This window comes from Petrotoga mobilis SJ95 (assembly GCF_000018605.1).
Taxonomy (GTDB): Bacteria; Thermotogota; Thermotogae; order Petrotogales; family Petrotogaceae; genus Petrotoga; species Petrotoga mobilis.
This window is the reverse complement of record NC_010003.1, coordinates 1,977,880-2,002,771: the sequence shown is the minus strand read 5'-3', so window position 1 is coordinate 2,002,771 and position 24,892 is coordinate 1,977,880. Positions and strand designations below refer to the sequence as shown.

The 24,892-nt window shown below is 35.6% G+C and carries 17 protein-coding genes and 1 tRNA gene; 12 read left to right on the top strand and 6 right to left on the bottom strand.

Translation table 11 applies throughout. From position 1 onward, the window contains the following. The first annotated feature begins 195 nt into the window (after positions 1-195). The 4 genes from rlmD to PMOB_RS09320 all read left to right on the top strand — a co-directional run bounded on the left by rlmD (position 196) and on the right by PMOB_RS09320 (position 5,260). The gene (gene rlmD / locus PMOB_RS09340; RefSeq protein ID WP_012209604.1) at positions 196-1,536 is read left to right on the top strand and encodes a 23S rRNA (uracil(1939)-C(5))-methyltransferase RlmD; all 1,341 of its coding nucleotides are present in this window, start codon (positions 196-198) and stop codon (positions 1,534-1,536) included. Positions 1,537-1,548: 12 nt separating this feature from the next. After that, positions 1,549-2,706 (top strand): aspartate aminotransferase, encoded by a 1,158-nt coding sequence (gene aspC / locus PMOB_RS09335; protein WP_012209603.1) that lies wholly within the window; start codon positions 1,549-1,551, stop codon positions 2,704-2,706. Next, entirely contained in the window at positions 2,703-4,055 is a 1,353-nt protein-coding gene (locus PMOB_RS09330) for a GlmL-related ornithine degradation protein (protein WP_012209602.1), read from the top strand. The genes aspC and PMOB_RS09330 overlap by 4 nt, the downstream gene beginning before the upstream one ends. Before the next feature lie 341 nt (positions 4,056-4,396). Beyond that, the gene (locus PMOB_RS09320; protein WP_012209600.1) at positions 4,397-5,260 is read left to right on the top strand and encodes a deoxyribonuclease IV; all 864 of its coding nucleotides are present in this window, start codon (positions 4,397-4,399) and stop codon (positions 5,258-5,260) included. Between the two features lie 24 nt (positions 5,261-5,284). Here PMOB_RS09320 and gdhA read toward each other — a convergent pair whose 3' ends face one another. The 6 genes from gdhA to PMOB_RS10350 form a co-directional block, all read right to left on the bottom strand. Next, positions 5,285-6,649, bottom strand: a complete 1,365-nt coding sequence (gene gdhA / locus PMOB_RS09315; RefSeq protein WP_012209599.1) for an NADP-specific glutamate dehydrogenase — start codon at positions 6,647-6,649, stop codon at positions 5,285-5,287. A 366-nt stretch (positions 6,650-7,015) separates the two neighbouring features. Beyond that, positions 7,016-7,090: transfer RNA gene (locus tag PMOB_RS09310), tRNA-Val, on the bottom strand. A gap of 63 nt (positions 7,091-7,153) precedes the next feature. Continuing rightward, on the bottom strand, positions 7,154-9,781 hold the full coding sequence (locus PMOB_RS09305; RefSeq protein ID WP_012209598.1) for a tetratricopeptide repeat-containing glycosyltransferase family 2 protein: 2,628 nt from the start codon (positions 9,779-9,781) through the stop codon (positions 7,154-7,156). Between the two features lie 247 nt (positions 9,782-10,028). Then, complete coding sequence (locus tag PMOB_RS11060) at positions 10,029-11,195, bottom strand: flagellin (protein ID WP_012209597.1); 1,167 nt, start codon at positions 11,193-11,195, stop codon at positions 10,029-10,031. Positions 11,196-11,262: 67 nt separating this feature from the next. Then, positions 11,263-11,448 (bottom strand): hypothetical protein, encoded by a 186-nt coding sequence (locus PMOB_RS09295; RefSeq protein ID WP_012209596.1) that lies wholly within the window; start codon positions 11,446-11,448, stop codon positions 11,263-11,265. A gap of 204 nt (positions 11,449-11,652) precedes the next feature. Then, a complete protein-coding gene (locus tag PMOB_RS10350; RefSeq protein ID WP_012209595.1) occupies positions 11,653-13,995 on the bottom strand; it encodes a glycosyltransferase in 2,343 nt (780 codons plus the stop codon). Positions 13,996-14,884: 889 nt separating this feature from the next. On the opposite strand from PMOB_RS10350, the gene PMOB_RS09280 reads away from it, so the two are divergent. The 8 genes from PMOB_RS09280 to PMOB_RS09245 all read left to right on the top strand — a co-directional run bounded on the left by PMOB_RS09280 (position 14,885) and on the right by PMOB_RS09245 (position 24,832). Next, the gene (locus PMOB_RS09280) at positions 14,885-17,791 is read left to right on the top strand and encodes a PolC-type DNA polymerase III (RefSeq protein ID WP_041534151.1); all 2,907 of its coding nucleotides are present in this window, start codon (positions 14,885-14,887) and stop codon (positions 17,789-17,791) included. Between the two features lie 105 nt (positions 17,792-17,896). After that, complete coding sequence (locus PMOB_RS09275; protein ID WP_012209593.1) at positions 17,897-18,328, top strand: hypothetical protein; 432 nt, start codon at positions 17,897-17,899, stop codon at positions 18,326-18,328. 66 nt (positions 18,329-18,394) lie between these two features. Then, positions 18,395-18,610 (top strand): 50S ribosomal protein L31, encoded by a 216-nt coding sequence (rpmE, locus tag PMOB_RS09270; protein ID WP_012209592.1) that lies wholly within the window; start codon positions 18,395-18,397, stop codon positions 18,608-18,610. 243 nt (positions 18,611-18,853) lie between these two features. Beyond that, complete coding sequence (locus PMOB_RS09265; protein WP_012209591.1) at positions 18,854-19,225, top strand: S1 RNA-binding domain-containing protein; 372 nt, start codon at positions 18,854-18,856, stop codon at positions 19,223-19,225. A gap of 266 nt (positions 19,226-19,491) precedes the next feature. After that, entirely contained in the window at positions 19,492-20,757 is a 1,266-nt protein-coding gene (gene hisS / locus PMOB_RS09260; protein ID WP_012209590.1) for a histidine--tRNA ligase, read from the top strand. A gap of 26 nt (positions 20,758-20,783) precedes the next feature. After that, on the top strand, positions 20,784-21,638 hold the full coding sequence (locus PMOB_RS09255; protein ID WP_012209589.1) for a hypothetical protein: 855 nt from the start codon (positions 20,784-20,786) through the stop codon (positions 21,636-21,638). A 97-nt stretch (positions 21,639-21,735) separates the two neighbouring features. Then, positions 21,736-22,989, top strand: a complete 1,254-nt coding sequence (locus PMOB_RS09250; RefSeq protein ID WP_012209588.1) for a DegT/DnrJ/EryC1/StrS family aminotransferase — start codon at positions 21,736-21,738, stop codon at positions 22,987-22,989. After that, positions 22,973-24,832 (top strand): polysaccharide biosynthesis protein, encoded by a 1,860-nt coding sequence (locus PMOB_RS09245; protein WP_012209587.1) that lies wholly within the window; start codon positions 22,973-22,975, stop codon positions 24,830-24,832. Before PMOB_RS09250 ends, PMOB_RS09245 begins: the two co-directional genes overlap by 17 nt. Positions 24,833-24,892 lie beyond the last annotated feature (60 nt).

Sequence of the window (24,892 nt, the reverse complement as noted above, 5' to 3'; positions counted from 1 at the left end):
CAAGGGTTAATGGCAAAGCCCTTCCTTTATTCCTTATGGGCGGCTGCGGGGATCTAAGGGACCGCGGGTCCCTTCTTTAGATGGGTGGGCTGCGGGGCGAAGGGGCGCAAATGATGATCCTTTTCCTCACGGGCGGGCTGCGGGGTGGAAGGGCGCTAATAAGGACAATAATTCCCCAATTTTGGAGGCAGTTAGATGAATAATGAAGAAGTAAAAATCGTCATCGAAAAATTAGTCTACGGTGGATACGGCATGGCTCGTTATGCCGACAAAATCTACATGGTAAACAATGTTTACCCTGGAGAGTTTGTCTCAGTTATTCCAACAAGAACGAATAAAAATTTAGTATTTGCAGATCTAAAAGAAATCCTACAACCATCCCATCAAAGGGTATCCTCCAAATGCAAGCACTTCCCCGAGTGTGGGGGTTGCCAATGGCTCGATTACGATTATAAATCCCAACTAAAATCAAAAACAGAGATAGTAAAAGAACAGTTAGAAAGAATCGGAAAGTTAGATAGCTCTGTTGTTAACGACATAATCGAAAGCGATTTAATCTGGGGTTACCGAAACAGAATGGAATACACCTTTCAGGAAAATAATAAATTAAAATTAGGTTTAAATATCGCCAATTCAAATAATGTTCTTGATATCTACTCATGCCCAATCTCACCAAACTTATTCGATAACATAAGAAATAAATTCAGAGAACTAGTTAACAAATTGAATATCGAAATATACGACAAAAAGACAAAAAAAGGTATCTTGAAACACTTAGTCATTCGAAGATCATTTTCCAAAAATCAAACGATGGTAATTATAGTTACCAACACAGAATATTTACCTTACGAAGAAGAGATAAAGCAATTTTTTCAACAAAATTTCCACCCTTATTCATTGATTCACCTGATGAACAGCTCCGATAGCGTTGTACTAAGAGGCCCTTACAAAACTCTTCTCGGTGAGGGAGTATTAAATGAGGAGTTTGATGATTTCAAATTTCAAATTCCACCAACCTCCTTTTTTCAAAACAACTACAACGTTACACAAAAACTATTAAGGCACATTTTAGAATATTTCAAAAGTAACGCCCAAAAAGACGCAACTATGTTAGACTTATACTCTGGTGTTGGGCTCTTTTCGATATACTTTTCACCGCTCTTTAAACATATAGAATCTGTTGAAACCTCTAAAGTCTCAGTAAAAGCGGCAATTGCTAATTCACATATAAATTTTACTAAAAACGTTAATTTCATTCTAGCAAGCTCAAAACCATACCTCATGAAAAATTCCAGTAAAAGATTTGACTATGTCATCTTAGATCCCCCAAGAAAAGGTTTGGAAAAGAAAGAAATACAACTACTATCTTCTATGGCAAAAAAGGGGATTATCTATGTATCCTGTGACCCTTCAACTTTTGCGAGAGACCTCAATCTATTTACAAAAAATGGATTCACTTTAAAATCAGTTCAACCATTTGACATGTTTCCACACTCATACCACATCGAAAATGTAGGCATTTTAGAAAAAAACTGAGAGGAGGTTCCTATGGAATTTTCTACAAAAATAGAATCAATTCAACCATCCGCAACTATTGAGTTAAACTCAAAGGCATTAGAACTACAAAGCAAAGGGTACGAAATAGTCAGATTGACAGCTGGAGAACCTGATTTTGATACTCCGCAGCCTATAATAAACGCAGCTTACCAAGCCATGAAAGAAGGAAAAACCAAATACACGGACAACAAAGGAATAAAAGAGCTCAGACAAAAGATAGCTCAATATATAAATAAAAAATACTCAACTAATTACAATGAGAACAATGTAATCGTAACTAATGGGGGAAAACAAGCACTATTTAACTCACTCTTTTTGATAACAAACCCAGGCGATGAAATAATCGTTATTGATCCATCTTGGGTCAGTTACGACGCACAAATCAGAATGGTTGGCGGAATCCCCGTTCACGTTAAAACTACGAAAGAAAATAACTACATCCCCGAAGAAACAAAGTTGGAAAAAGCTATAACCAACAAAACAAAAGCCATTATAATTAATTCTCCCAACAACCCAACAGGTGTTGTTTACGATAAAGAGTTTTTGAGTTTTATCTCAAGACTCTCCATCGAACATGACCTTATAATTATAAGTGATGAGGTATACGACGCCCTAGTTTACGACGGTAACTACACCTCTATGACAAACTTTGAAGAATCAAGAGATAGAACAATATTGATCAACAGTTTTTCAAAGACATGGTCAATGACTGGATGGAGAGTCGGATATACGATTGCTAACGAAAAAATCGTATCTCAATTGGCTAAGATTCAATCCCATTCAACTTCTAATGTAAACACACCTTCCCAATATGCAGCTCTCAAAGCCCTAGAAATAGACAATTCTTATATGGTAAAAGAATTCAAAAAAAGAAGAGACTACTTGTACGATGAATTCAAAAAGCTCGGTTTAACAAACGATAAACCAAAAGGCGCATTCTATTATTTTATCGATATATCGAATTATGGATTAAGCGACAAAGACTTCTGTGAAAAATTACTCGAATACGGTCTAGCAGTTGTACCTGGTTCTGCTTTCTTTAGCGATGGCCACATCAGACTTTCATTCGCCGCGTCTATGGATGACTTGCAAAAGGCGGTTGAAATACTTAAAAAGTTCCTAACAGATTTGGAGAAAGAAATGTCATGAAAATTGATTTATTAGTAGCTGAGATAGGAAGTACAACAACGGTAATTACAGCTTACCAGCTCAAAGAAAAAAACGTTAAAATAATAGCTCAAACAGAAAGTTATACAACCATTGACAAAGGTGATGTAACTCTAGGAATAGAAAAAGCACTAAAAAACATGGAAGAAAAAGTTAAAGATAAAATAAGTTGGGAAAAATTTTTAGCAACCTCATCTGCCGCTGGTGGGCTAAGTATGACGGTCCACGGATTGGTATACGATATGACAGTCAGGGCAGCAAAAGAAGCGGCTTTAGGTGCAGGGGCTATTTTAAAATACATCACATCCGGCAAACTTAGAGAAAGCCATTTAAAGCATATTTTAAAAATAAAACCAAAATTGATTCTCTTATCAGGTGGGGTAGATTACGGGGAAGAAGAAACCGTTCTTTACAATGCTGAATTACTCTCTAACTTGCCATTAGACATTCCCATAATATACGCAGGAAACACTGCTGTGAAAGAAGAAATAGAAGAAATCTTCAAAGAAAAGAACAAAAATATAATCATAACAGAAAACGTTTATCCTAAAATAGATCACCTCAACGTCGAACCAGCAAGAAAAATAATCCAAGAAGTTTTTTCAAAACATATAATTCATGCACCTGGTATGGAAAAAATCTATGATGTAGTAGATGAAGAGGTCATACCTACCCCCGGGGCTGTTATGAACACCACAGAATTATTAAATGAACTATATGGAGATGTTCTAACAGTTGACATTGGTGGAGCCACCACGGATATAGATTCCGTTACCGACGGCTCACCAGAAATTCAAAAGATTTTGGTATCTCCACAACCCCGTTCCAAAAGAACGGTAGATGGAGACATGGGAATATACGTAAACGCACATAACGTAGTTGAAATGATAGGCAAAGAACAAATAAAAAAGGACTTTGAAAACTACGAAGAGATACTAAAAAATATATCCCCTTATCCACAAAACGACGAACAAGAAAAATTTGCAACTTACTTGGCAAAGTTTTGTTTCTTAACATCCCTAAAAAGACATGCTGGAAGAATTGATTACATCTTTACTCCTACCGGAAGAAAAAAGGTGGCTCAGGGAAAAGATCTAACCGCTGTAAAAATCATATTTGGCACTGGAGGAATATTATCCAGATCAAAATACAAAAAGGAGATATTTGAAAGCCTTAAGCAGCTAAAAAACTCAGAAGATTTACTACTACCACCAAAAGACGTAACCTTCGCTTACGACAAAAATTACATATTCGCTAACGTAGGTGTTATCGCAAACCTCGACAAAGAAATAGCAATAAAAATATTACAAGACGATATAGAATGGCTATAGGATAGCGTTTAAGGGTTGAGCCCTTCCTTAGATGGGCGGGGTGCGGGGCGAAGGGACACTAATAAAGACTTTTCCTCACGAGTGGGAAGCTGGGGAAAGGGCTGCAAATAAAGAACTTTTCCTCACGGGTGGGGAGCGGGGTGGAAGGGCGCTAATAAAAACTAAGCGTAGCTTACAAAAAAGTTCATCTTTCAAAAATAAGATATCAATTTTAAAAGGGTATAGGGTGAAGCCCTCCCCCCTTGTTGGTTATAAAGGACCGCAGGTCCTTCCTTAGATGGGTGAGGTGTGGGGGGAAGGGTCGCAAATCCGCAAACTAACAACGATTAGGAGTGAAAAAAATGATAAAAATCGGCGCACATATGAAAATCTCAAAAGGCTTCACAAAAGTCCCTCCTGACACAGCAAACATAGGAGGCAACACCTTTCAAATCTTCACAAGTTCACCACGAGTTTGGAAAGTAAACCCACCAAAAGAAAACGACGTAGAAGGCTTCAAAAACGCGATGACCGAATTCAACATAAATTTTGAAGACGTCTTAGTTCATTCAAGCTACTTAATAAATCTAGCCTCTCCAAAAGACGACATCAGAGAAAAATCCATAACTGCAATGATAGAAGAAATAAAAGCCACAGACCAATTAGGAATACTCCACTACAACTTCCATCCCGGAAGTCACTTAGGCGAAGGAGAAGAATTCGGTATAAACAAAATATTAGAAGGGTTAGATATCATCTTCAAAGAAGTTCAGAATACAAAAGTAACTATCTTGCTCGAAAACGTCGCTCAAAAGGGTTCAAACATAGGATACTCCATGGAACAATTGGGAAGAATAATAAACAAATCCCCCTGGAAAGAAAGATTAGGCATAACTTACGATACCTGCCATGGATTCGACTCAAACTACGACATAAGAAAAAAAGAAGAGGTACAAAGACTCTTAGACGAAATTGACAAATACATCGGCTTAAATAAACTAAAAATGATCCATCTAAACGACTCAAAATACGACGTGGGCGCAGCTAAAGACAGACACGAATTTATAGGAAAAGGATACATAGGAAGAGAAGGATTTAAAACCTTCCTCTCTTTCGATGAAATATCTAAGCTACCTCTGATCCTTGAAACCCCTGGAGATGATCCAGAGCATAGCCAAGACATAAAAGTAGTAAAAGAAATCTTCAAGGAATTAGGAAAGCTTTAAAAATACCCCTATCAGGGGGTATTTTTAAACAATCCCTTGATCCATCATTGCTCTTGCTACCTTTAGAAAAGCCGTCACATTAGCCCCAAAAACAAGGTCTCCGTCTTTCTTGTACTCTTCAGCTGTCGTCTTTATACTACTGTATATATTCTTCATGACCTCTCGTAGTTTTTTATCTACCTCTTCAAAACTCCAAGACTCCCACATACTATTTTGAGTCATTTCTAAGGCAGAGGTAGCAACACCGCCAGCGTTGGCAGCTTTAGCTGGGGCAAACAAAACGTTGTTTTTTTGGAAACATTCAATAGCTTCTGGCGTGCAGGGCATATTAGCGCCTTCTGCTACCACTAAAACACCGTTATTTACAAGTGTTTTTGCTTCTTCCATATCAATTTCGTTTTGAGTGGCACATGGGAAGGCAATATCACATTCAATTTTCCAAATATTTTTACTATTATCGTTATACTCTGCTGATGGATGAGTTTTGAGATACTCAACTATTCTTCCTCTTCTTTTTTCTTTTATCTCAATTACAGAATTTAAATCTATTCCTTCTGGATCGTATACCATTCCATCTGAATCACTAAGGGCTATAACCTTTCCACCGAGTTCTATAACTTTTTGAACCGTGTAAATAGCCACGTTTCCAGATCCAGAAACTATCACCTTCTTGCCTTCAAATGTTTCACCAATATCTTTTAGCATTTCATCAACAAAATACACCAATCCATACCCTGTTGCTTCTGTTCTTGCTAAACTTCCACCCCAATCTACACCTTTTCCAGTAAGGGTGCCAGCTTCAAAACGGTTGGTAATTCTTTTGTATTGACCAAAGAGATACCCAATTTCTCTATTTCCAACACCTATATCTCCTGCTGGAATATCCGTTTGTGCCCCTATATGTCTATATAGTTCAGTCATAAAACTTTGACAAAATCTCATAACTTCGGAATCTGACTTCCCCTTTGGATCGAAGTCACTGCCACCTTTTGCTCCACCTATAGGCCTTCCAGTTAAAGCATTTTTGAAAGTTTGTTCAAATGCAAGAAACTTCATAATTCCAGGGTATACGGTGGGATGAAAACGCAATCCCCCTTTATAAGGCCCTAATGCGGAGTTAAATTCTATTCTGTATCCCCTATTAACATGAACGTTCCCTTGATCATCTACCCATGGAACGCGAAAGATAATCTGCCTTTCAGGCTCAGTTAACCTTTCTAAAATCCCGTTTTCTTCAAATTCAGGATACAGTTCAACAACCGGTTTGATACTTTCAAGCACCTCACGTACCGCCTGGTGAAACTCGGTTTCTCCAGGATTCCTTACAACTACCCTTTCAATTATGCTGTCAACATAACTTTCTTGGGTTAATTCAATTGAGTTACTCACTGTTACCTCCTCCTTTTTGGTTTTTCCCCGGTATACCTAAAAAAGATCAAAAAACAAGAAATTATTTTCATAACAAATAATTCAATGAAATATATTTCATTATTACTAATAAATGGTAATAAATATATTTACTCGGTTATTTTTGATTATACACAAAACTGGCAAAAATGCAAAATTTTATAATTTTTTTGCCGAATATGCTTAAAATTACTTATTCATGGTAGGTTTTGATGATGTGCTATAACTGAAGAAAGCTAATTAAAAAAATATTTATATTTCTTTAATAAAAAATTTATTTTTCTAGTCTCGTGAGTAGGTACCAGAAGGTATGCAGAAAGAATAAAACTTACAGAAGTATAAAAAAGATGGTGGGCGCTGTAGGGTTTGAACCTACGACCTTCTGCGCGTGAAGCAGACGCTCTCCCACTGAGCTAAGCGCCCCGAAAACACTTTTCGAAAATATTATACATTATATTTCAAAACTTGTCAATGAAAGTAAAAAAATTACTCTTTATATGCTTGAATACATCTCAAATTTCCATCAATAGCCTCAACTTTTGAAACCTTAAACCCTTCTTTCTCAAATAACGAAATCAACTGGCTCGTTGTTCTTAGCACCCTAAACTTCGGAATAAACCAAACCACGTTCTCTCTATCCTTTAAATCAGGAACATACGCAAAAGCTAAAACCTTCTTTGCCTTCTTTAAAATATCAGACAGATCATAATTTTTCTCAAACTCACCTACAATTAAAAGATTGTTAGAAGTATCCTTCACAGAAACACCCAAATCTTCAAAAACACTTTCATACTTCTCTTTATCAACCCCAAGAAGCTTGATATCTTTAAAATCACTATCAATTAATCCCTTTAAAATAACTTCCTTTTTGATCTCCAAAGGAGCAGACTTGTAAGCCTCTTTCTCACGTTCTTCGTAAATCCTCAAAGCTTCATCAGAAGGATAAGGGGAAGCGTACATAAAAGATTCTGATTTCTTCCAACTCCTAATGGGATGAATGATTCCAAGCGTGGAAAACTTTTCGGAAATATTCCCTACCCAAATCATTTCATCGTTGCTTTTCATAAAACTAATCTGAGTACTTGGATAAAGCCCAGAATAACTGTATCTACCAAGTGCCAAATCAGCGAGTTTGTTATTTTCCTCAACAGCTTTTATATGATATTCAAAAGCTTTTTTAATATCTTTTTTTTCGTATATCTTAGCAAGCCTATAATAATAAAAAGGAAATTCGTCGATATTTTCTACTTTTTTCAACAACGTTTCAGCCTTTTGTGCATCCTTTTGAATAAAAGATACCCCCGAAACGTACAAAGCCAATGGAGCTTCAGAAATAAGATAAAGTTTTTCAGCGTTCTCTTGCCCAACGTACCCCATTATATCGAAAATGAACTCTTTCCCTGAAGCAAAATGGGTATACATCTCTTCGTAAACCCCATCCATCTCGGGGTCTAATTTCGTGCTCAAATCCTCAATTATAGGTTTAATAAACTGTGAAAGCTCAGGAAGTATTTCTAAAGACTTTTTATACTGACTCAGAGCCTCTTTGAACCTTTTCAAACTCAGATAACAATCTCCTAATAAGGCGTATAAAACTCCTTGAATCTTTTCATCTTCGATCTTTCTTAAACTAGAAAGGGTCTTCAACGTATCAACAGTATCTTTTGTGTTTTGCAAAACAGAATAAAAAAGCAAAAGTCCAGGTATACCGTTTTTTTCTACAAAATTAAGATAATCACTTTTTGTTATAAAATCTAAAAGTTTGTCTTCTGATGTTTTCATTTTCTTTATTATGTATTTTGAAAGTTCATTTCTACAAGATAATTTATCTAACAAAACCTCATCGACTTCAACTTCTAATTCAGCAATTTTTTCAACGACGCTGTCATAATAAACAACAATTCCTGATTTTTCTACACCTTCAACCATAACTCTTAATCCAGGTAATAACTTTTCAAACTCATCTTTAGCTTCAACACTTTCTTTTATATCGTTCATCAAAACATACAAATTCTTTTTATCAATATTAATGTTCTCATCTTCACTAAATGCAATTGAAATATGATTGTTGAAACCTTCAAAATCCTTTCTTTTCAACATTGCACGTGCCATCAAAATATGCGCCAAAGGCACTTGCTTGAAAGACATAATAGTCCAATCAAAATTCTCAACATTTTTCATAGCTTCATCTAAGACATTAAAAAACTTTTCCCCCCACTTGCTTAGCTCATCCCAATCTTTTGATCTTTCGTACAAAGCCATCATACCAAAATAAGGGTCAGGATACTGAGGAGTAGCATCTATACACTTTTGCAGCAAATCCCTTCCAAGGTCTTTCAAACCCGCAAACATACAGTCCAATCCAAACATGTACAAAAATTCAAGCCCTATGGCAGGAACTTTTCCCACCCTTTTTATCTCTGCCAACGTCTCCCAAGCAACTTGGTTCTTTTTATGCGTATACCCCCCGATAGACTCTGTTTTGTACAACTGAACTAAATAGTATAACCTCTCGATTGGGTGTTTTGCGTCTTTTAGTTGCTCTCTTATTAAATTACCTGTTCTTTCATACTTCTTTCTCTTCAAAGCCCTTGTCCAGATGTAACCGTAATGAAGAATTGGAAAATTACCTCGAACGACCTTTGGTTTATATTTAGCTTGATTATGTACAACGTTTTTGTATTCAATGGTACCTTTTCTAAAAATTCTTGAAGTTGAAGCAACTTCAGTTCTTGTGTAGTTAATATCCATATAACTGATTGTTGGTATATAGACGGTATTAACATCTTTTGGCTGCTTCATAAGAAAATCTCTTATATTTTTTTTAAACGATTCTGAAGCCTCCTCGTCCGCATCGTATATCAAAACCCACTCACAGGTTGGAAACTTCAAAGAATAATTTCGAGCCTCAGAAAAATCATTCTGCCATTCATGGAAGTACAACTTATCGGTATACTCTTTAACTATCTCCGGTGTTCTATCTGTTGAACCTGTATCAACAACGATTATCTCATCAGCCACATCTTTAATAGCCTCTAAGGCACGTCTAATATTAGTCTCTTCGTCCTTGACGATCATAGCAACGGACAACAATTTTTCTTTATCAGCACTCATAAACTTTCCTCCCATCAAAAAGCTACATCTATTATATCATTCTTGTTCAATATATTTAATTCCTTAAGGGGCTTTCTCCAATCATAGAAAAACTACCTTAAGGGGTGGTGGGCGGGAATAGATAAAAGAAGCTCTAACCAAAGAAATAACTCCTTAAAGGGCGGCGGGTGGGAATAGATAATAAATAGATAATAATTAGATAATAAATAGAAAAAAGAGGGCCGAAGGCCCTCTCTCAAATTCCCCTTTATCTCAACAACTGCAACACATTTTGTGGAATTGTATTCGCTTGTGCCAACATCGCATTCGATGCCTGCAAGAGTATCTGTTGCTTTGTAAAATCCATCATCTCTTTTGCCATATCTGCGTCTCTGATTCTGCTTTCTGCTGCGGTTAAGTTCTCAGAAGCTACACCCAAGTTGGATATAGTATGTTCCAATCTGTTTTGAACGGCACCAAGTGAAGCTCTCGCTGTACTTACCTTGTGAATTGCGGCGTCCACAACCATTATCGATCTTTCAGCACTGTCTTGGTCGGTTGCTTTAAGTGAATCCTCCGTGAGTCCAAGAGCCTTGGAACTCATATCGTCTATTCCAAGTACGATGTTGTGACCTTCATTCGCCCCTATTTGCAAAACTAATTGATTAGCAGCTGTATTAGCTGCTTCAACTCTAACTACTGCACTATCTACAATTTCATTTTTGGGCAAAGACCCTCCAAAATCTGAGATAGCAAAAGTTGATGATTCCCATTTAAATGAAATTCCACCAATAGTAGCTGCTCCAGCTCCCAAAGTGACAATGGTGCTAGTTTGTCCACCAGCTGTTATCTGAGTTATTTTAACATCCAAAGCAGTGGTTTCAGTACCACTTAATTGTCCAACTTCTACAACGTAAGTACCTTCCACTGCTGTACTGCCGGATATCAATCCAGCTTCAACATTTATATTTCCTCCAGTAACAACTTTAATATCTTCACTACCTCTGAAAGATTCAATCTTACCATCAAGCAATTTCATTGTGTTGAACTCTGTGGTTCTTGAAATCCTATCGATCTCTTCTCTTAGTTGGTCTAATTCTAACTGAATTTGATTTCTATCAACATTTGTGTTGGTATCAGATGCAGCTTGAACAGATAATTCCCTCATTCTTTGAAGTATAGAGTGTGTTTCTGTCAATGCTCCTTCTGCTGTTTGTATCAAAGATATAGAGTCTTGTGCATTCTTTACAGCGGTATCCAAACCTTTTATTTGACCTCTCATCTTTTCGGATATTGCTAATCCCGCTGCATCGTCTCCTGCTCTGTTGATCCTTAAACCAGAAGAAAGTTTTTCAAGTGTTTTACCCATAGATTGGTTTACTTGATCCATCGATCTCCATGCATTCAATGCACTGATGTTGTGGTTAATCCTCATAATTCATACACCTCCATGTGATTTTTTTGTTTCTTGCCCTTCCTTGGACAAGGATTTTCCCTTAGCGCTAAGGATTTTCATACATATTATCGAACAGTTTTCCAAAAACTTTAGCATTTTTTATATGTTCTTTTTCTATCCATTCTTCAGCTTTTTTAACGTTCTTTGATTTCAACATCTGTTTGAATTCATTTAGTAAGTTTATTATACTTTCAATAACTGGGTATCTTTGAATAATCTTTTCGTACAACACTTTTGAAAGACCTTCTACTTCTTCAACGGGTTAGCCATAGCATCAATTATACTCAAACTTGATTCTTTAAGCCTTCGAACATTCCTGCCTTTTTCTTTCAGAAGAAAAGTGTTAAGAACTCTCAAAGGTCGTGGAGAGATTAGTGAATATTATATAAATCAGAAAATATAAATAATTTATATATTGACAATGACCGTTACATTATCAATGATTGTTTAGACCTTTTTGGCGTCTGCAGAAAATAAAAAAATCAGAGAGAGACTCCTGAGGATATTTGTTTTTAATCTTACGGAATAATTCCCATTCTGGAGAGTTCTTTTCAATCCAATCAGTAAACCTTCTGTATTTTATGTGAGGGGGCGTGCCTTCTGGATTTTTATCTGTGTTTGAAGAATAGACGATAACAAATTTTTCTGCAGATAGGAATAAGTTTTTCATGTATAAATCAAACTGCAAATCCTCAACCAGGTGGTAAATCACATCCAATGACAACGACAGCTCAGCCTTAAAAAGTGATTTGTTGCTTTCTACCTCTTCTGGATTATATAAGAAAAAACTTTTTGTTTTATCTTTCATAAAACGTTCTCTACACAAATTAACAGCAGTCTCTGAAACATCCAAACCAGTATACTTTGGAAAGTCAAACAAAGATACTTGATTCCCATCTCCACATCCAAGTTCTACAATGGATTTAATTCTTTTCTCCTTTACAAAAGAATTTATTACTTCTGCTTTGAATTCTGCTAATTTTCCATAAGAACCATGTCCTGAATTACCTCCTGTTTTGTATCTTTCTTCCCAATATTTTTTACTTCCTGGAAATCTAAACATATTACCAATGTAACTTAACCTGGATTCGAGTATCTGATATACAAAATTTTGAATTATCTTTTTATTTTTACTTAATGAGATATAATTTGGGAAAGTTATTTGCTTAGTAGAGTGATTATACCAAATATTTTGCAATGCTAATTGTTGACCCTTTTTATTTTTTACTATAAATTCAATAAGGCTAATCTCATCTGTAATTTTTTCTACCTTTCCAATTCTAATTTTAGAACCTTCAAAATCGAAAGAATCAATATATTTGTCTGTGTATGGTGTAAATTCTATAAATTTAGGAATCATATAATCTAAAAATGAGTCCTTCAGATCTTCGGCAACTTTTTTATTTATTTTCTTGTTGACTTTTTCTAATGTATTTAGTGCGGTTTCTAATGCATTAATCTGTTCCTCCAACGTGTAATTATCTTCGATAAACCTACGGTAACTTTCGGAGTCGTAACTTTCTTCTGTTATTTTTTCTACTGCTTCATCGACTGTGTTGTATATAAGCTCATCTGGATAAAATCCTCGGGCAGCGTAAAAATTATGAATTATTGGTTTTATCCCTCTTGCCATAGATTCCATTATTCCTACCCCATAACCCTCATGAATGCTGGTTGATAAAAAATAATTTTTATCTTCCAACCATGAATTGATATCATTTGTCCAATCGTGAAAAGTAAATTTATCTTCTATTCCCATATCTTTTAATATGTAATTTAAATATTTCTTTATTCTTATATCCTGATGATCTCCTGCCCAATCTATTCTGTATTCTTCATCTATTTTTAAAAGTTTTTTTAAGATTTGGATTATGAGCATAGGATTTTTTTTGTAGTTAACGTGTCCACTAAAACATATTCTTTTACCTTTCGTCCTTTTGCTAAAGACAAACTTATCTAAATTAATTCCATTATAAACCATTGTATATGGAACATTTTTTATCTGGGGGCAGGATTCATAAGCATCTTCTCTAACATGATCAGCAACAAAAATCATCCTATCAATAAGATTCCAATTTATTTTGTTAAGAACATTCACATTAAAAGCCTCATACCCATGTAATCTACAAATAACTTTTTTATTTGCTATTTCAGGGACTTTGTTAGTTGCAAATACTGCTAAGTCATTTGCCCACTCAAGCCAGACTATGTCTGCCCATTTTATCGCTTGTGTTATTTCGTTGCCGTCTGTTGATACTACGAGTTTGACATTGTATCCGAGAGAAAAGGTTTCTACTATGTCTTTTAGGAAGTTGTCTAAGCCAGGTAAACAAAGGAAGGCTATCTTTGTGTCTTTCTTTAGCTTGTTTCTTATTTCTAAGAATTTCTTTTTCATTTGTGGGTTATCTGTTAGTTCTGCCGCTTTTAGGTAAAATCTTAAAGATGCTAGTTTGCTTCTGTTTTTGAATTCTATGTCTCCTAAGAGGTCATAAGTTGCCCAGTCTTTGTCGTGTATCCTCATCAGGTATCTCCATGCTTCCATTTCTTGATTCATTTCTTTTAGTAGATACCCATAGTTGAATAATAGGTCTGTGTCAACGGGGTTTATTGTTAAACCTTTTTCGAATTGTTCTTTGGCTTTTTCGAGTTCTTTTTTGTTGAAGTGTATTAGTCCTTTTAAGTTGTATTTTTTCGGGTCATCATCGGATATTTTTTCTATTTGTTCTTGAGCTTTGTTTATTTCTCCTTTGTTTATCAATTCAAAGATTTCTTCGTACATGGGATTCCTCCTTAGCTTTTGAAGTTGTCTTTAGAAGTTCTAAAACTTGATAAATAGCGCCCCTTCGCCCCGCTGCCCACCCTCTAAAGAAAGGACTCTGGCCCTTTTCATCCCGCAGCCCGCCCTTTAAGGTTGATCGTACTTTTCATTGCCTTTTAATATTTCTTTTTAAGTAATTGTTTATCCTATTTTTATCGACTGAAATTGAGGGATTTTTAGCAGAGTTTTTTAAAAGTGATATTGTTGCCAAAAATTTTTGCTAAAAACTATTGCATTTAATTTTTAGTATGGTATAATATTTATAAGATTATTATATGTGTTGGTTATAGGTATAAGGGTTCCATTGACAGGGCTTTTGCCCGGAGGAGGAAGGGTCATGGCAGAGGAAAAAAAGAAGAAACAAGACAAGCCAAAAGATAAACCAAAGAAGTAGTTAAGTGATATTGATCGGAATGAAGGCAGATAATTATTTATCTGCCTTCTACTTTTTATTAGCGCTCTTTTTATTAGCGCCCTTTAACCCTTTGAAAGTTACAAAGTTTTTAAAATAATCATTTTATCTACATTTGCGCCCCTTCGCCCCGCAGCCCACCCTCTAAGGATGAGCAAAAGGCTTTGCCCTTCCCCCGCTCCCCACCCATTTACGGAAGGGACCTGCGGCCCCTAAAACCCCCGAACATTTAAGAGAGCCCCCCTTAAAAAACCCCGCTCTGAACTTTTTTAAAATCGGAATCTTATTTTTAAAATTTATGAAGTTTTTAAAATAATCATTCCATCTAGGTTTGCGCCCCTTCGCCCTGCTCTCCGCCCCCACTGCAACCCACTGTTGACTTCTTGGGTAGAATTATGTATAATAATATATATACGTATTCCTAAAGGAGGAGGTTCTATGTATTTTTTTGAGAGTCTATTGGATATTAAAGGGCGGGAGGAAGAGTTTTTTAATAAGGAGATAAGCATAAAAGGCCAAATTTTTCATGTTAATGAGTCAAAGGATTTTTATTATCTGTTTGTTTCTGATTATAGTTATTCTTTTTTGTGTAAGTCAGAAAGCGGGAAAACGCCCCGAACAGGGTCAAGGAAAGGTGAATGGTTTAGATTTGAAGGGGTATTAGAGTACGATTGCGAAATGGGGAGTTATTGTTTGAAGGTAAACACAATAAAAGCTGCTGTTCACTTATCTTGGCATGATCTTTCGGTAGAAAAGAGGGTTGAACTTCATGCTCATTCAAAGATGAGCTCAAAGTTGTCTATATTGGGTATGGAGGAGTTGGTGGATGCTGTTTCTTCGTTTGGACAAAAGGCGGTTGCCATTACTGATAACGAAAATGTGCAGATAATTCCTTATTTCTATGAGTATGCTAAAAGAAAGGGTATAAAAGCTATTTTTGGTTGTGAGTTGAATGTACACGATGAGAGAAGAGGGATCGTAAAACATGTGAATGTTTTGGTTAAGAATAAAGAGGGGTTGAAGAATCTTTATAAAATAATATCGATTTCACATATGAACGTTGTGAATAAAAGTGCAATAATTTCACTCTCTGATTTGAAGAATTTGAGAAAAGGGCTACTTTTAGGCTCTTCACTGGATGGGTTTTTGCTTTACTCCTATTTGAACAAGTATTCTACTAACGATTTGAAGGAATGGATAACTTTTTTTGATTATATAGAGCTTTTCCCTATGAATTGTTATAATGATTTATGTTTGGAGAAGGGTAAGATTATCGATTATTCTAGAACTGTCTATGAGATTGCAAAAGATGTCAGAAAGCCTGTTGTTATGTCCGGTGATGTTCATTATTTGAGAGAAGAAGATCGAGAGTATTTAAACGCTATGATCGTTGGTACCTCCACAAAGAGTAAACCAAGAAAGACTGTGCGAAGTGTTAATTATTTTAGGAGCACTTCCCAGATGTACGATGAGGCGTTTGAGATCTTCAAAAAGCGTGGCATTGCAAAAGAAATTGTGGTGAAAAACACGAATAAAATCGCTGGTGAGATAGAGGAGCTTGCTCCTTTTGATTTTAAATTGAAGGCGCCTTATATCCCCTCCGCCGACCAAAATTTGAGAGATATCGTTTATAGCAACGCAAAAAAGAGGTATGGGGAAAAGTTACACCGTATAATTATAGATAGGATAGAAAAGGAATTGAAAAGTATAGTAGATAACGGGTATGCGGTGATATTTTTGATCTCAGCCGATATGGTCGAGAAGTCTTTAGAGATGGGTTACCCAATCGGTTCGAGGGGTTCTGTTGGTTCTTCGCTTGTGGCTTTTCTTTTGGGGATAACGGAGGTTAATCCGTTGCCGCCACATTATTTTTGTGAGAGTTGTGGGTTTATAGAGTTCGTGGAGAATTTGAATTTGAGTGGTTTTGATTTAAAAGAGAAGTCATGCCCAAATTGCGGTGCAATTTTAAACTCCGATGGGCATAATATAAGGTTTGAGGTTTTTATGGGGTATTCTGGCGAGAAGATCCCAGATATAGACGTGAATTTTTCGGCTGAGATCTTCACCGATATACAGAGGTTCTTGGAAGAGAAATTTGGTAGGAATTATTGTTACAAGGCAGGTACGATTAGTACCATCTCAAGGTACAACGCTATGAAGATGGCTCTCAATTACTTCAAGGATGAAGATATGAATTTTGCACATCTTTTTTGGATTTCTCAGAAAATAAAAGGAACAAAGTTGAATACAGGTCAACATCCATCGGCTATGATAATAATCCCTCAAGAGTACGATGTTCACGATTTCACTCCTTACCAATATTCTGCAAATTCTCCTGAGATTGGTATCGTTACGACACATTACGATTTTAAGGCTTTAGAAAATGATTTGTTGAAAATAGACGTGTTGTCTCACGATGGGCCAACATTTTTAAAAATGCTTAAGGATTTAACCGGTTACGATTACAACGATATTTCTATGCACGATGAACGGATTCTTTCACTTTTCTCTTCTACAAAGGAGTTGGGAGTGGATCTTTCGGAGATAGGTACGGAGATTGGCACGTTGGGTGTTCCAGAAGTTTGGACACCTTTTTCCCATAAGATGCTCACCGAGACAAAGCCTGAAACTTTTTACGATCTGTGTAGGACGAATTCACTTGCACACGGAACGGATATTTGGTTCAACAACGCCCGTGAGATAGTTTTGAAAAATGTTGCAGGTATCGATCAGATCGTTAGCTGTAGAGATGATATTTTGACAACACTTGAGTATTTCGGAGTGGAACCAAAAACAGCCTTTATGGTTATGGAAAAAGTGAGAAAGGGGAAAGAGCTTACAGAGAAAGAGCTGAAGGCGATAGATGATTCAGAAGCTCCCGAATGGTACCTTGATTCTTTGAAGAAGATTCATTATCTCTTCCCAAAAGCCCATGCGGTTGCCTACATGATAATGGCGTACAAGATAGCGTTTTACAAGCTTTATTATCCTCTTGAGTTTTACAGCGTTTATTTCACTATTAGAGCGAGGTTTTTTGATATTGACATTATAATGGATGAAGACTTGACTGTTAAAACGATTAAGAAGCTTTCAAAAAACGAATACCAACATAATTACGAAGAGTCCAACTTTTATTCCACACTTAAAACCGCCTATGAGATGAGAAAGAGAGGTTTTGGTTTTTTAAGACCGGATCTTTACAAGAGCGAGGCAAAACTTTTTAAAATTGAAGGAGAATATTTGAGGATTCCTCTGACCAAAGTGAGAAATATTGGTAGCAAGAATGCTCAGCGGATCCTAAAAGAAAGGGGAGAAGCCACACAGAAAACTCTCCTTTCAAAATAATGTTATTACTAAAGAAATTAATAAAAATTTAATAAAGTTATGATATTATATTTTTGTTACTTTTTTTGCATTTTTGAAAAAACTTTAACATCAGGAGGGATTAGGATGAAAAAGATAGTAGTCTCTTTATTCGCTTTAATAGTTTTAACTGCAGTAGTTTTTTCGGCTCCATTAGGGTTAGGAGTAAAAGTTGGTGAACCAACGGGATTGTATATAAGAAGTTACTCTAGTAATACAAGTTTTGCAGGAATCACAGCCGCTTGGTCTTTTACTGACGAAAGTTTTTTAATTGACAGTGATTTCAATGCACTATCTCATAATTTATTTGGCGATATAGGTTTTAGTTATGGAGGAGGTTTGCATGTTGGAGTAACTTCCAGTGAATTAAGTGTGGGGGTTAGAATGCCTTTAGCTTTAAATTTTGAAATTCCGAGTACACCTCTCTTAACATTTTTAGAATTGGCTCCTGGCTTTAATGTAATTCCAGAGACCAAATTTAACTTATCCGGGGGATTAGGTTTTGGTTATGTTTTTTAATTTGACATAATTATCAGATTATGATATAATAAGTTGGTAAGAAATATAGATTAAGGAGTGTTAGACGTGAAACAAGGTATTCATCCAGAAATGAAACTTATAACCGTAAAATGCGCTTGTGGCGCCGAACATACTATGTATTCAACAGTTGACAATTTCAGATTAGATGTTTGTTCTGAATGTCATCCTTTTTACAGAGGAGAATTAGGTTCACAAATATTGGATACAGAAGGTAGAGTTCAGAAGTTTAAGAACAAATACAAAGATTTTCTTGAAAACTAAAATCTCTAATTTTCTTATTGGGGGGGATTTATTAGAGTTAAGAAATAAAAGTATCGAGAGATGAAAAGCGTTATCCAGTTGGTCCTTGCTATTGGTAAGTTTCTACCAATATCCATCTGGAAACACAACAAAAAATTTCGGAGGTGAAAACCAACGCCCGGACCCAGGCCATCCGTTTAGAAAGGGTGATATCACGACTTAGCAAGGTTCTCGTGATTAAGAAAAAAGGGCAAGGTAATTATTTTGGTAAATGAAAGTTTAGCAACAGGGGATTCTGTGAAAGGTAAAGTAGTCGATATCAAAAAGTTTGGTGCTTTTTTAGAACTTGAAAATGGTGAAGAAGGATTTGTACACATTTCAAAGATTTCAAAAAAGTATGTTAGAGAGATATCCAGCTTTTTAAAAATTGGTGATGAAGTTCAAGGAAAAGTCATTGGAAGAACGAAAGACGGAAAGTATGAGATCTCTTTAAAAGATTTTGATGAGGAAAAAGAGGACACGGGAAAATCACACAACTTTGAAAAAAGATTGAATCAGTATCTAAAAGACAGCGAAAAGAAGATATCCGAGTATAAAAAGCACCTAGATAAGAAAAAGAATACACGTAGAAGATAATTAATTATAGGTTATGCATATATAGAATAATATCTGAGAGGGAGATTTTCTCCCTCTCAATTATTTTTTACGTCTTAAAAATTCTTAACTTTGATCTTTTCTTTTAAAGTTATAAACTTTGTGGTAAAATAATTGAGAAAGCGGGGAACGGGCTGCGGCAAGTCTCCTTCCTTAGAAGGGCGGGGAGCGGGGCGAGGGGGAGCTAAAATAAGTTTTAAAGTGTCTACAAACAAGTACTACAATCAAGATCTAAGGAGGATTACTATTTGAGTACTTATACAAGAATAAAAGGTACAAAAGACATTTTTGGGGAAGAAGTTAAGTATTGGGAATACATCGAAAATACGGCAAAGAAACTTTTTAAAATATATGGATACAAAGAGATAAGAACCCCATTAATTGAAAAAACCGAACTTTTTAGCAGAGGAATAGGCCAAGAAACAGATATTGTTCAAAAAGAAATGTACACTTTTGATGATAAAAAAGGAAGGTCACTAACTTTAAGACCTGAAGGCACCGCTTCGGTAGCAAGGGCTTATATAGAAAACTCTTTAATAACCTTTGGGTCTCCTCAAAAATTATTTTACATGGGTCCTATGTTCAGATATGAAAAGCCTCAAGCAGGACGTTATAGGGAATTTTATCAAATAGGAGCAGAGATTTTTGGAACAGACCATCCTTTAGCAGATGCTGAATTAATCACATTTGTCTACGATTTCTTCAATAAGCTAAAATTGAGCAATTTTAAGGTGAAAATTAACAACATAGGCACCTTTGAAAGTAGAGAAAAATACAAAGAAGTATTGAAAACGTATTATCAACCGTTGTTACCCAACCTATGTGAAGATTGTCAAAGACGTTTTAACACCAACATTATGAGGTTGTTGGACTGCAAAATCGACGTGGAAGCGGCAAAAAATGCTCCTTCAATTTTGGATTATTTAGATGAAGAAAGTCGCGAACATTTTGAAAACCTTCAAAAATATTTGAAGGCTTACAATGTACCCTTTCAAGTTGATCCAAAGATAGTTAGAGGTTTAGATTATTACACGAAAACCGCATTTGAGGTAGAACATTCTGATTTGGGTGAACAAGCTGTCGTAGCAGGTGGTGGTAGGTACGACGATCTCGTTGAACAATTAGGGGGTCCTAAAACTCCAGGGGTTGGTTTCGCTATAGGGATTGAAAGAGTAATAGAAGCATTAAAAAAAGAGAATGTCGAGGTCGAGAGTGAAAGCGAAATAGATGTTTACATAGCTTTTCAAGGTGAAAAGGGTGAAATGGCGGCAGTTACTTTATCGAAAGAACTGAGAAAAAAAGGTATAAATACTTTTCTAAATATATCGAAAAGGAATTTATCGGGGCAATTTAAACATGCCAACAGATTGAACGCTAAATACGTGGTTGTAATAGGAGAGGAAGAGATTTCTCGGGATATCGTTACAATAAAGAATATGAAAAGCGGAGAACAGACCCAGATCGAAAGAAATTGGGTGTCTGAGATCATAGTGGAAAAGCTTAGAGAAGAATAAAGACTTTTTTAACTGGAGGAAATGGAATGATTTTGCTGAGACCTTTTATTATTTTTATAACCTTTATACTGTCATATATACCTGTCCTACAATTCGTTGGACTGGCTTTATTATTTTTTATTTACCACGTTTTAATCAGAAACAGAAATCTTCATATTGAACGAATGAAGAAGGTCTACCAATCGAATAATTTGAGTTTTCCGGATATAAAAGATAAGAACCCCATAATTTGGTTTATTTTGTACATAGTTTCTTTTTTGGTACTAAATGTCTTTTATCTGTACTTGATACAACAAGTAGGAAGTTTAACATTGGATGAAATACAAACTTTCACACTACCTAGTTGGCAGATTTATTTATTTTTGGGAAGTTTTCTATTAAGCTGGATCTCATATGCAAGTATGATAAATAGGATTGACAAAGACCAATGGCAGCTTCAAGAATCCGAAATTAGCAACAAAATAGTTAAAAATCGTTTCATCAAATTGAGAGACGGAAACGTCGTTATGTTACTGAGAATCATCACCCTTGATGTATACCAGTGGTTTCTTTTGTTTTTCTTAATACGAGAAACAACAATACATTATTTTGAGGACGGTACCGCTACGGGAAGGTATCTTGAACTTATTAAAAAAGATGAAAAAGAAACACAAAACGATGCCTCAACAAGTGGCGCAGCCGAAAAACCTGCACAAGAGAACCTTTATGAGAAAATAACCAATCAAATTAAAAATATGGGCGAAGATGAAAGATATAGCACTATTTTTTCTCATGTTACATCCTTATCAAATAGAAAGAAAGCCGAAGAGATATTAGAAAAGCTGCTGAAAGATGGTTATATAAAAGAGGAAGAATACAAAAAACTCCAACAATTTTTATAATTTTTGCAGCTTTGCGCAAAAAAATTCTTTTAAAATAAAATTAGGTTTTGGGGATCTTAAGGGCAAAGTCCCTTAACGCGTGGAGGCGATATCAACTATGTTTGTCCCATTATCAGGTGCAGATATTACTGACTTAGAGAAAAGAACTATCATGGATGTTTTGAATTCTGAAAGACTTGCTTTGGGTCCTTACTTAGAAAAATTCCAAGAAATAATAAAAGAATACGCTGGAATGAAATATGCTCTGGCTGTAAACAGTGGAACATCAGCCTTACATTTGATTATAAGGGCTTTGGATTTTCAACAAAATCAAAAAATGATTGTAACACCTTTCACCTTTATATCTTCGGCTAACGTAGCTTTGTTTGAGAAAGGAGTGCCGGTATTTGTTGATATAGATCCTCATACTTACAACTTATCCGTTAAAAATTTAAAAGAGTTCATAGACAAAGATTACAAAGATGACGTCACAGCCTTCATGGGTGTGGATGTTTTTGGAGTTCCCTTGGAATGGGATGAGATACTTAAGATTCTTCCAGATAAAATTAAAATAATCGAAGATTCATGCGAAGCACTGGGGGGAGAGTATAAAGGGCGTAAATTAGGAACTTTTGGAAAAGCTGGCACATATGCCTTTTACCCAAATAAGCAGATAACCACTGGTGAAGGCGGGGTTATAGTTACTGATGATGAAGAAATCTTTGACTTATGTAAGTCCATGTGTAACCAAGGTAGAGGCAAAAGCGGTGAGTGGTTAATAAGTGAAAGACTCGGATACAATTATCGTATGGATGAAATGTCTGCTGCACTTGGCTTTGCTCAAATGAAACGGATAGAGGAGATAAGTTCTAAAAGAAAAGAGAAGGCTATGAATTATTTTGAGTTGTTTCAAAGTGAAGAAAGAGTAGTTTTACCTTTCATTCCTCAAGAAGTTACTTCTCAGAGCTGGTTTGTCTTCGTTTTGAGATTGAACTTAGATTGGGTATCAGAGTTAATTCATATACCTACATGGGTTAGAAATTTCGATCTACCAATAAAAATTGAAGGGAAACAAAATCGAAAAGAATGGAAGGAATTAATAAATAAGATAAGAAATATCTTACAAACCTTTTTAAAAAAATTGAGTGAAAAAGGTGTTGAATCCAAAAATTACTTTTACCCTGTCCACTTACAGCCTTTCTATAGAAAAATGTTCGGCTATGAAGAAGGAGATTTCCCTGTCACGGAGCTGATCTCATCTTTAACTTTTGCAATCCCATTTTTCTCCAATATCAGTCTTGAAGAACAGAATTACGTATATCAAATAATAACAGATAGCTTAACGGAGATAAAAAATGAAACATTTGTCTAAAAGATCTTTTAGATTGATGATAATTGACTATATTTTGTTTTTCCTTGCTTACATTGTTGCAATGTTCATAAGGTTTCAATTTGACTTTGTGGAGATGAGAAAGTACATCTCCCCCATCTTTTTCTTTCCTTTGATTATGGTAATTGTTTTTTATTACTCTGGAATATATAGATATATTTGGAGATTTGCCACTCTTAACGAATTAAGACCTGTATTTAATAGTGGTTTCATAGGTTTCCTTATCAACTTTTTTATTTTTGAGTTTGTAAGAAGATATATAAGCGATATTTTTACACTTCCTTTCAGCGTGGCGGCGACTGCGTCGGTGGTTGGAGTAGTCTTTGTTTCAGCTAGTAGGATATATTGGTTTTCAAGACATTCTCGAAATTATAAAAAGCGGTTAAACGGAATTAAAAATATTCTTATAATAGGAGCAGGCGATGCAGGAACAGAATTGTTGGGGGAATACGAAAGGCATCCAGAAGAGGGATCAGTTGTAGGCTTTTTGGATGATGATCCAGAAAAGATAGGAAGAAACATTCGAGGCTATCCTGTACTGGGGAAAATAAACCAAGTTATGGATTTTGTTGAAAAATACAATGTTGAAGAGGTTATAATAGCTATTCCTAGCGCTTCATCAGATCAGATAAAAAAAATCATAGATTATGTTGATACATCGAAGGTTAGATTAAAAACTTTGCCAGGAATCTTGGAAATTTTAGATAACAAGTTATCACTTGGCTTTCTACGAGAGGTCGATATTTCCGATTTATTAGGTAGAAAGGAAGTTAGCGTTGATTTAAAAGAGATAAAAGATTACATAAAAGGCAAAAAAATACTGGTTACTGGTGCAGGGGGAAGTATAGGTTCTGAAATATGTAGACAGGTTTTACCAATGGGTCCCAAAGCTCTTTTCTTGCTTGGAAAAGGTGAAAACAGTATTTTTGAAATATCGAATGAACTGAAAGACAAATTTTCAGATGCCTTTATAGAAGAAATTATCGCAGATGTATCCGATGAAAATAGAATGAGGTATTTATTTTCAAAATATAGATTTGATGTTGTTTTTCATGCTGCTGCTCATAAACATGTACCCCTCATGCAAAAAAATCCAACAGAAGCCTTCAGGGTCAACACAATTGGGACTTACACTGTTGCAAAACTTTCAGGGGAATACAATGTAGAAAGATTCGTTTTTATTTCCACCGACAAAGCCATCAAACCAACATCCATTATGGGTGCTTCAAAGAGACTTGGGGAAATTATAGTAAAGACAATGTCTAATTTTTATCAAACAAAGTATGGAATTGTAAGGTTCGGGAACGTTTTGGGAAGTAGAGGGAGTGTAATTCCAATTTTCAAAGAACAGATACAAAAGGGTGGTCCCGTTACTGTCACACATCCCAATATGAAAAGGTATTTCATGACTATTCCGGAGGCTGTCTCTTTAGTATTACAATGTGGACAGTTCGCTCAAAAGGCTGAAATATTTGTTTTAGAAATGGGAGCGCCTGTCAATATTGATCGATTAGCAAGGGATTTGATCAGACTTTCCGGGTATATCCCTGATCAAGACATTAAAATAGTTTATACAGGCATCAGGCCTGGTGAGAAATTATACGAAGAAATATTTTTGGAAGATGAAGATTACGAAAAAACTAGAAACAGACGAATCTTTATTTCAAAATCCAACAATCACGAAATAAATAAAGAGAAGCTAAATGAATTGATAGATCGAATAAATATAATGATAAAAAATCATGATTACAACAGTGTTATTGAGATAATAAAAGATTACATACCAGATTCAAATATATCAAAGATCAGCGAAGAAACTCAATGAGTAAAGACCCCTTTTCCTTATGGGTGCGGAGCGGGGTGAAAGGGCACTAACAACTACAAC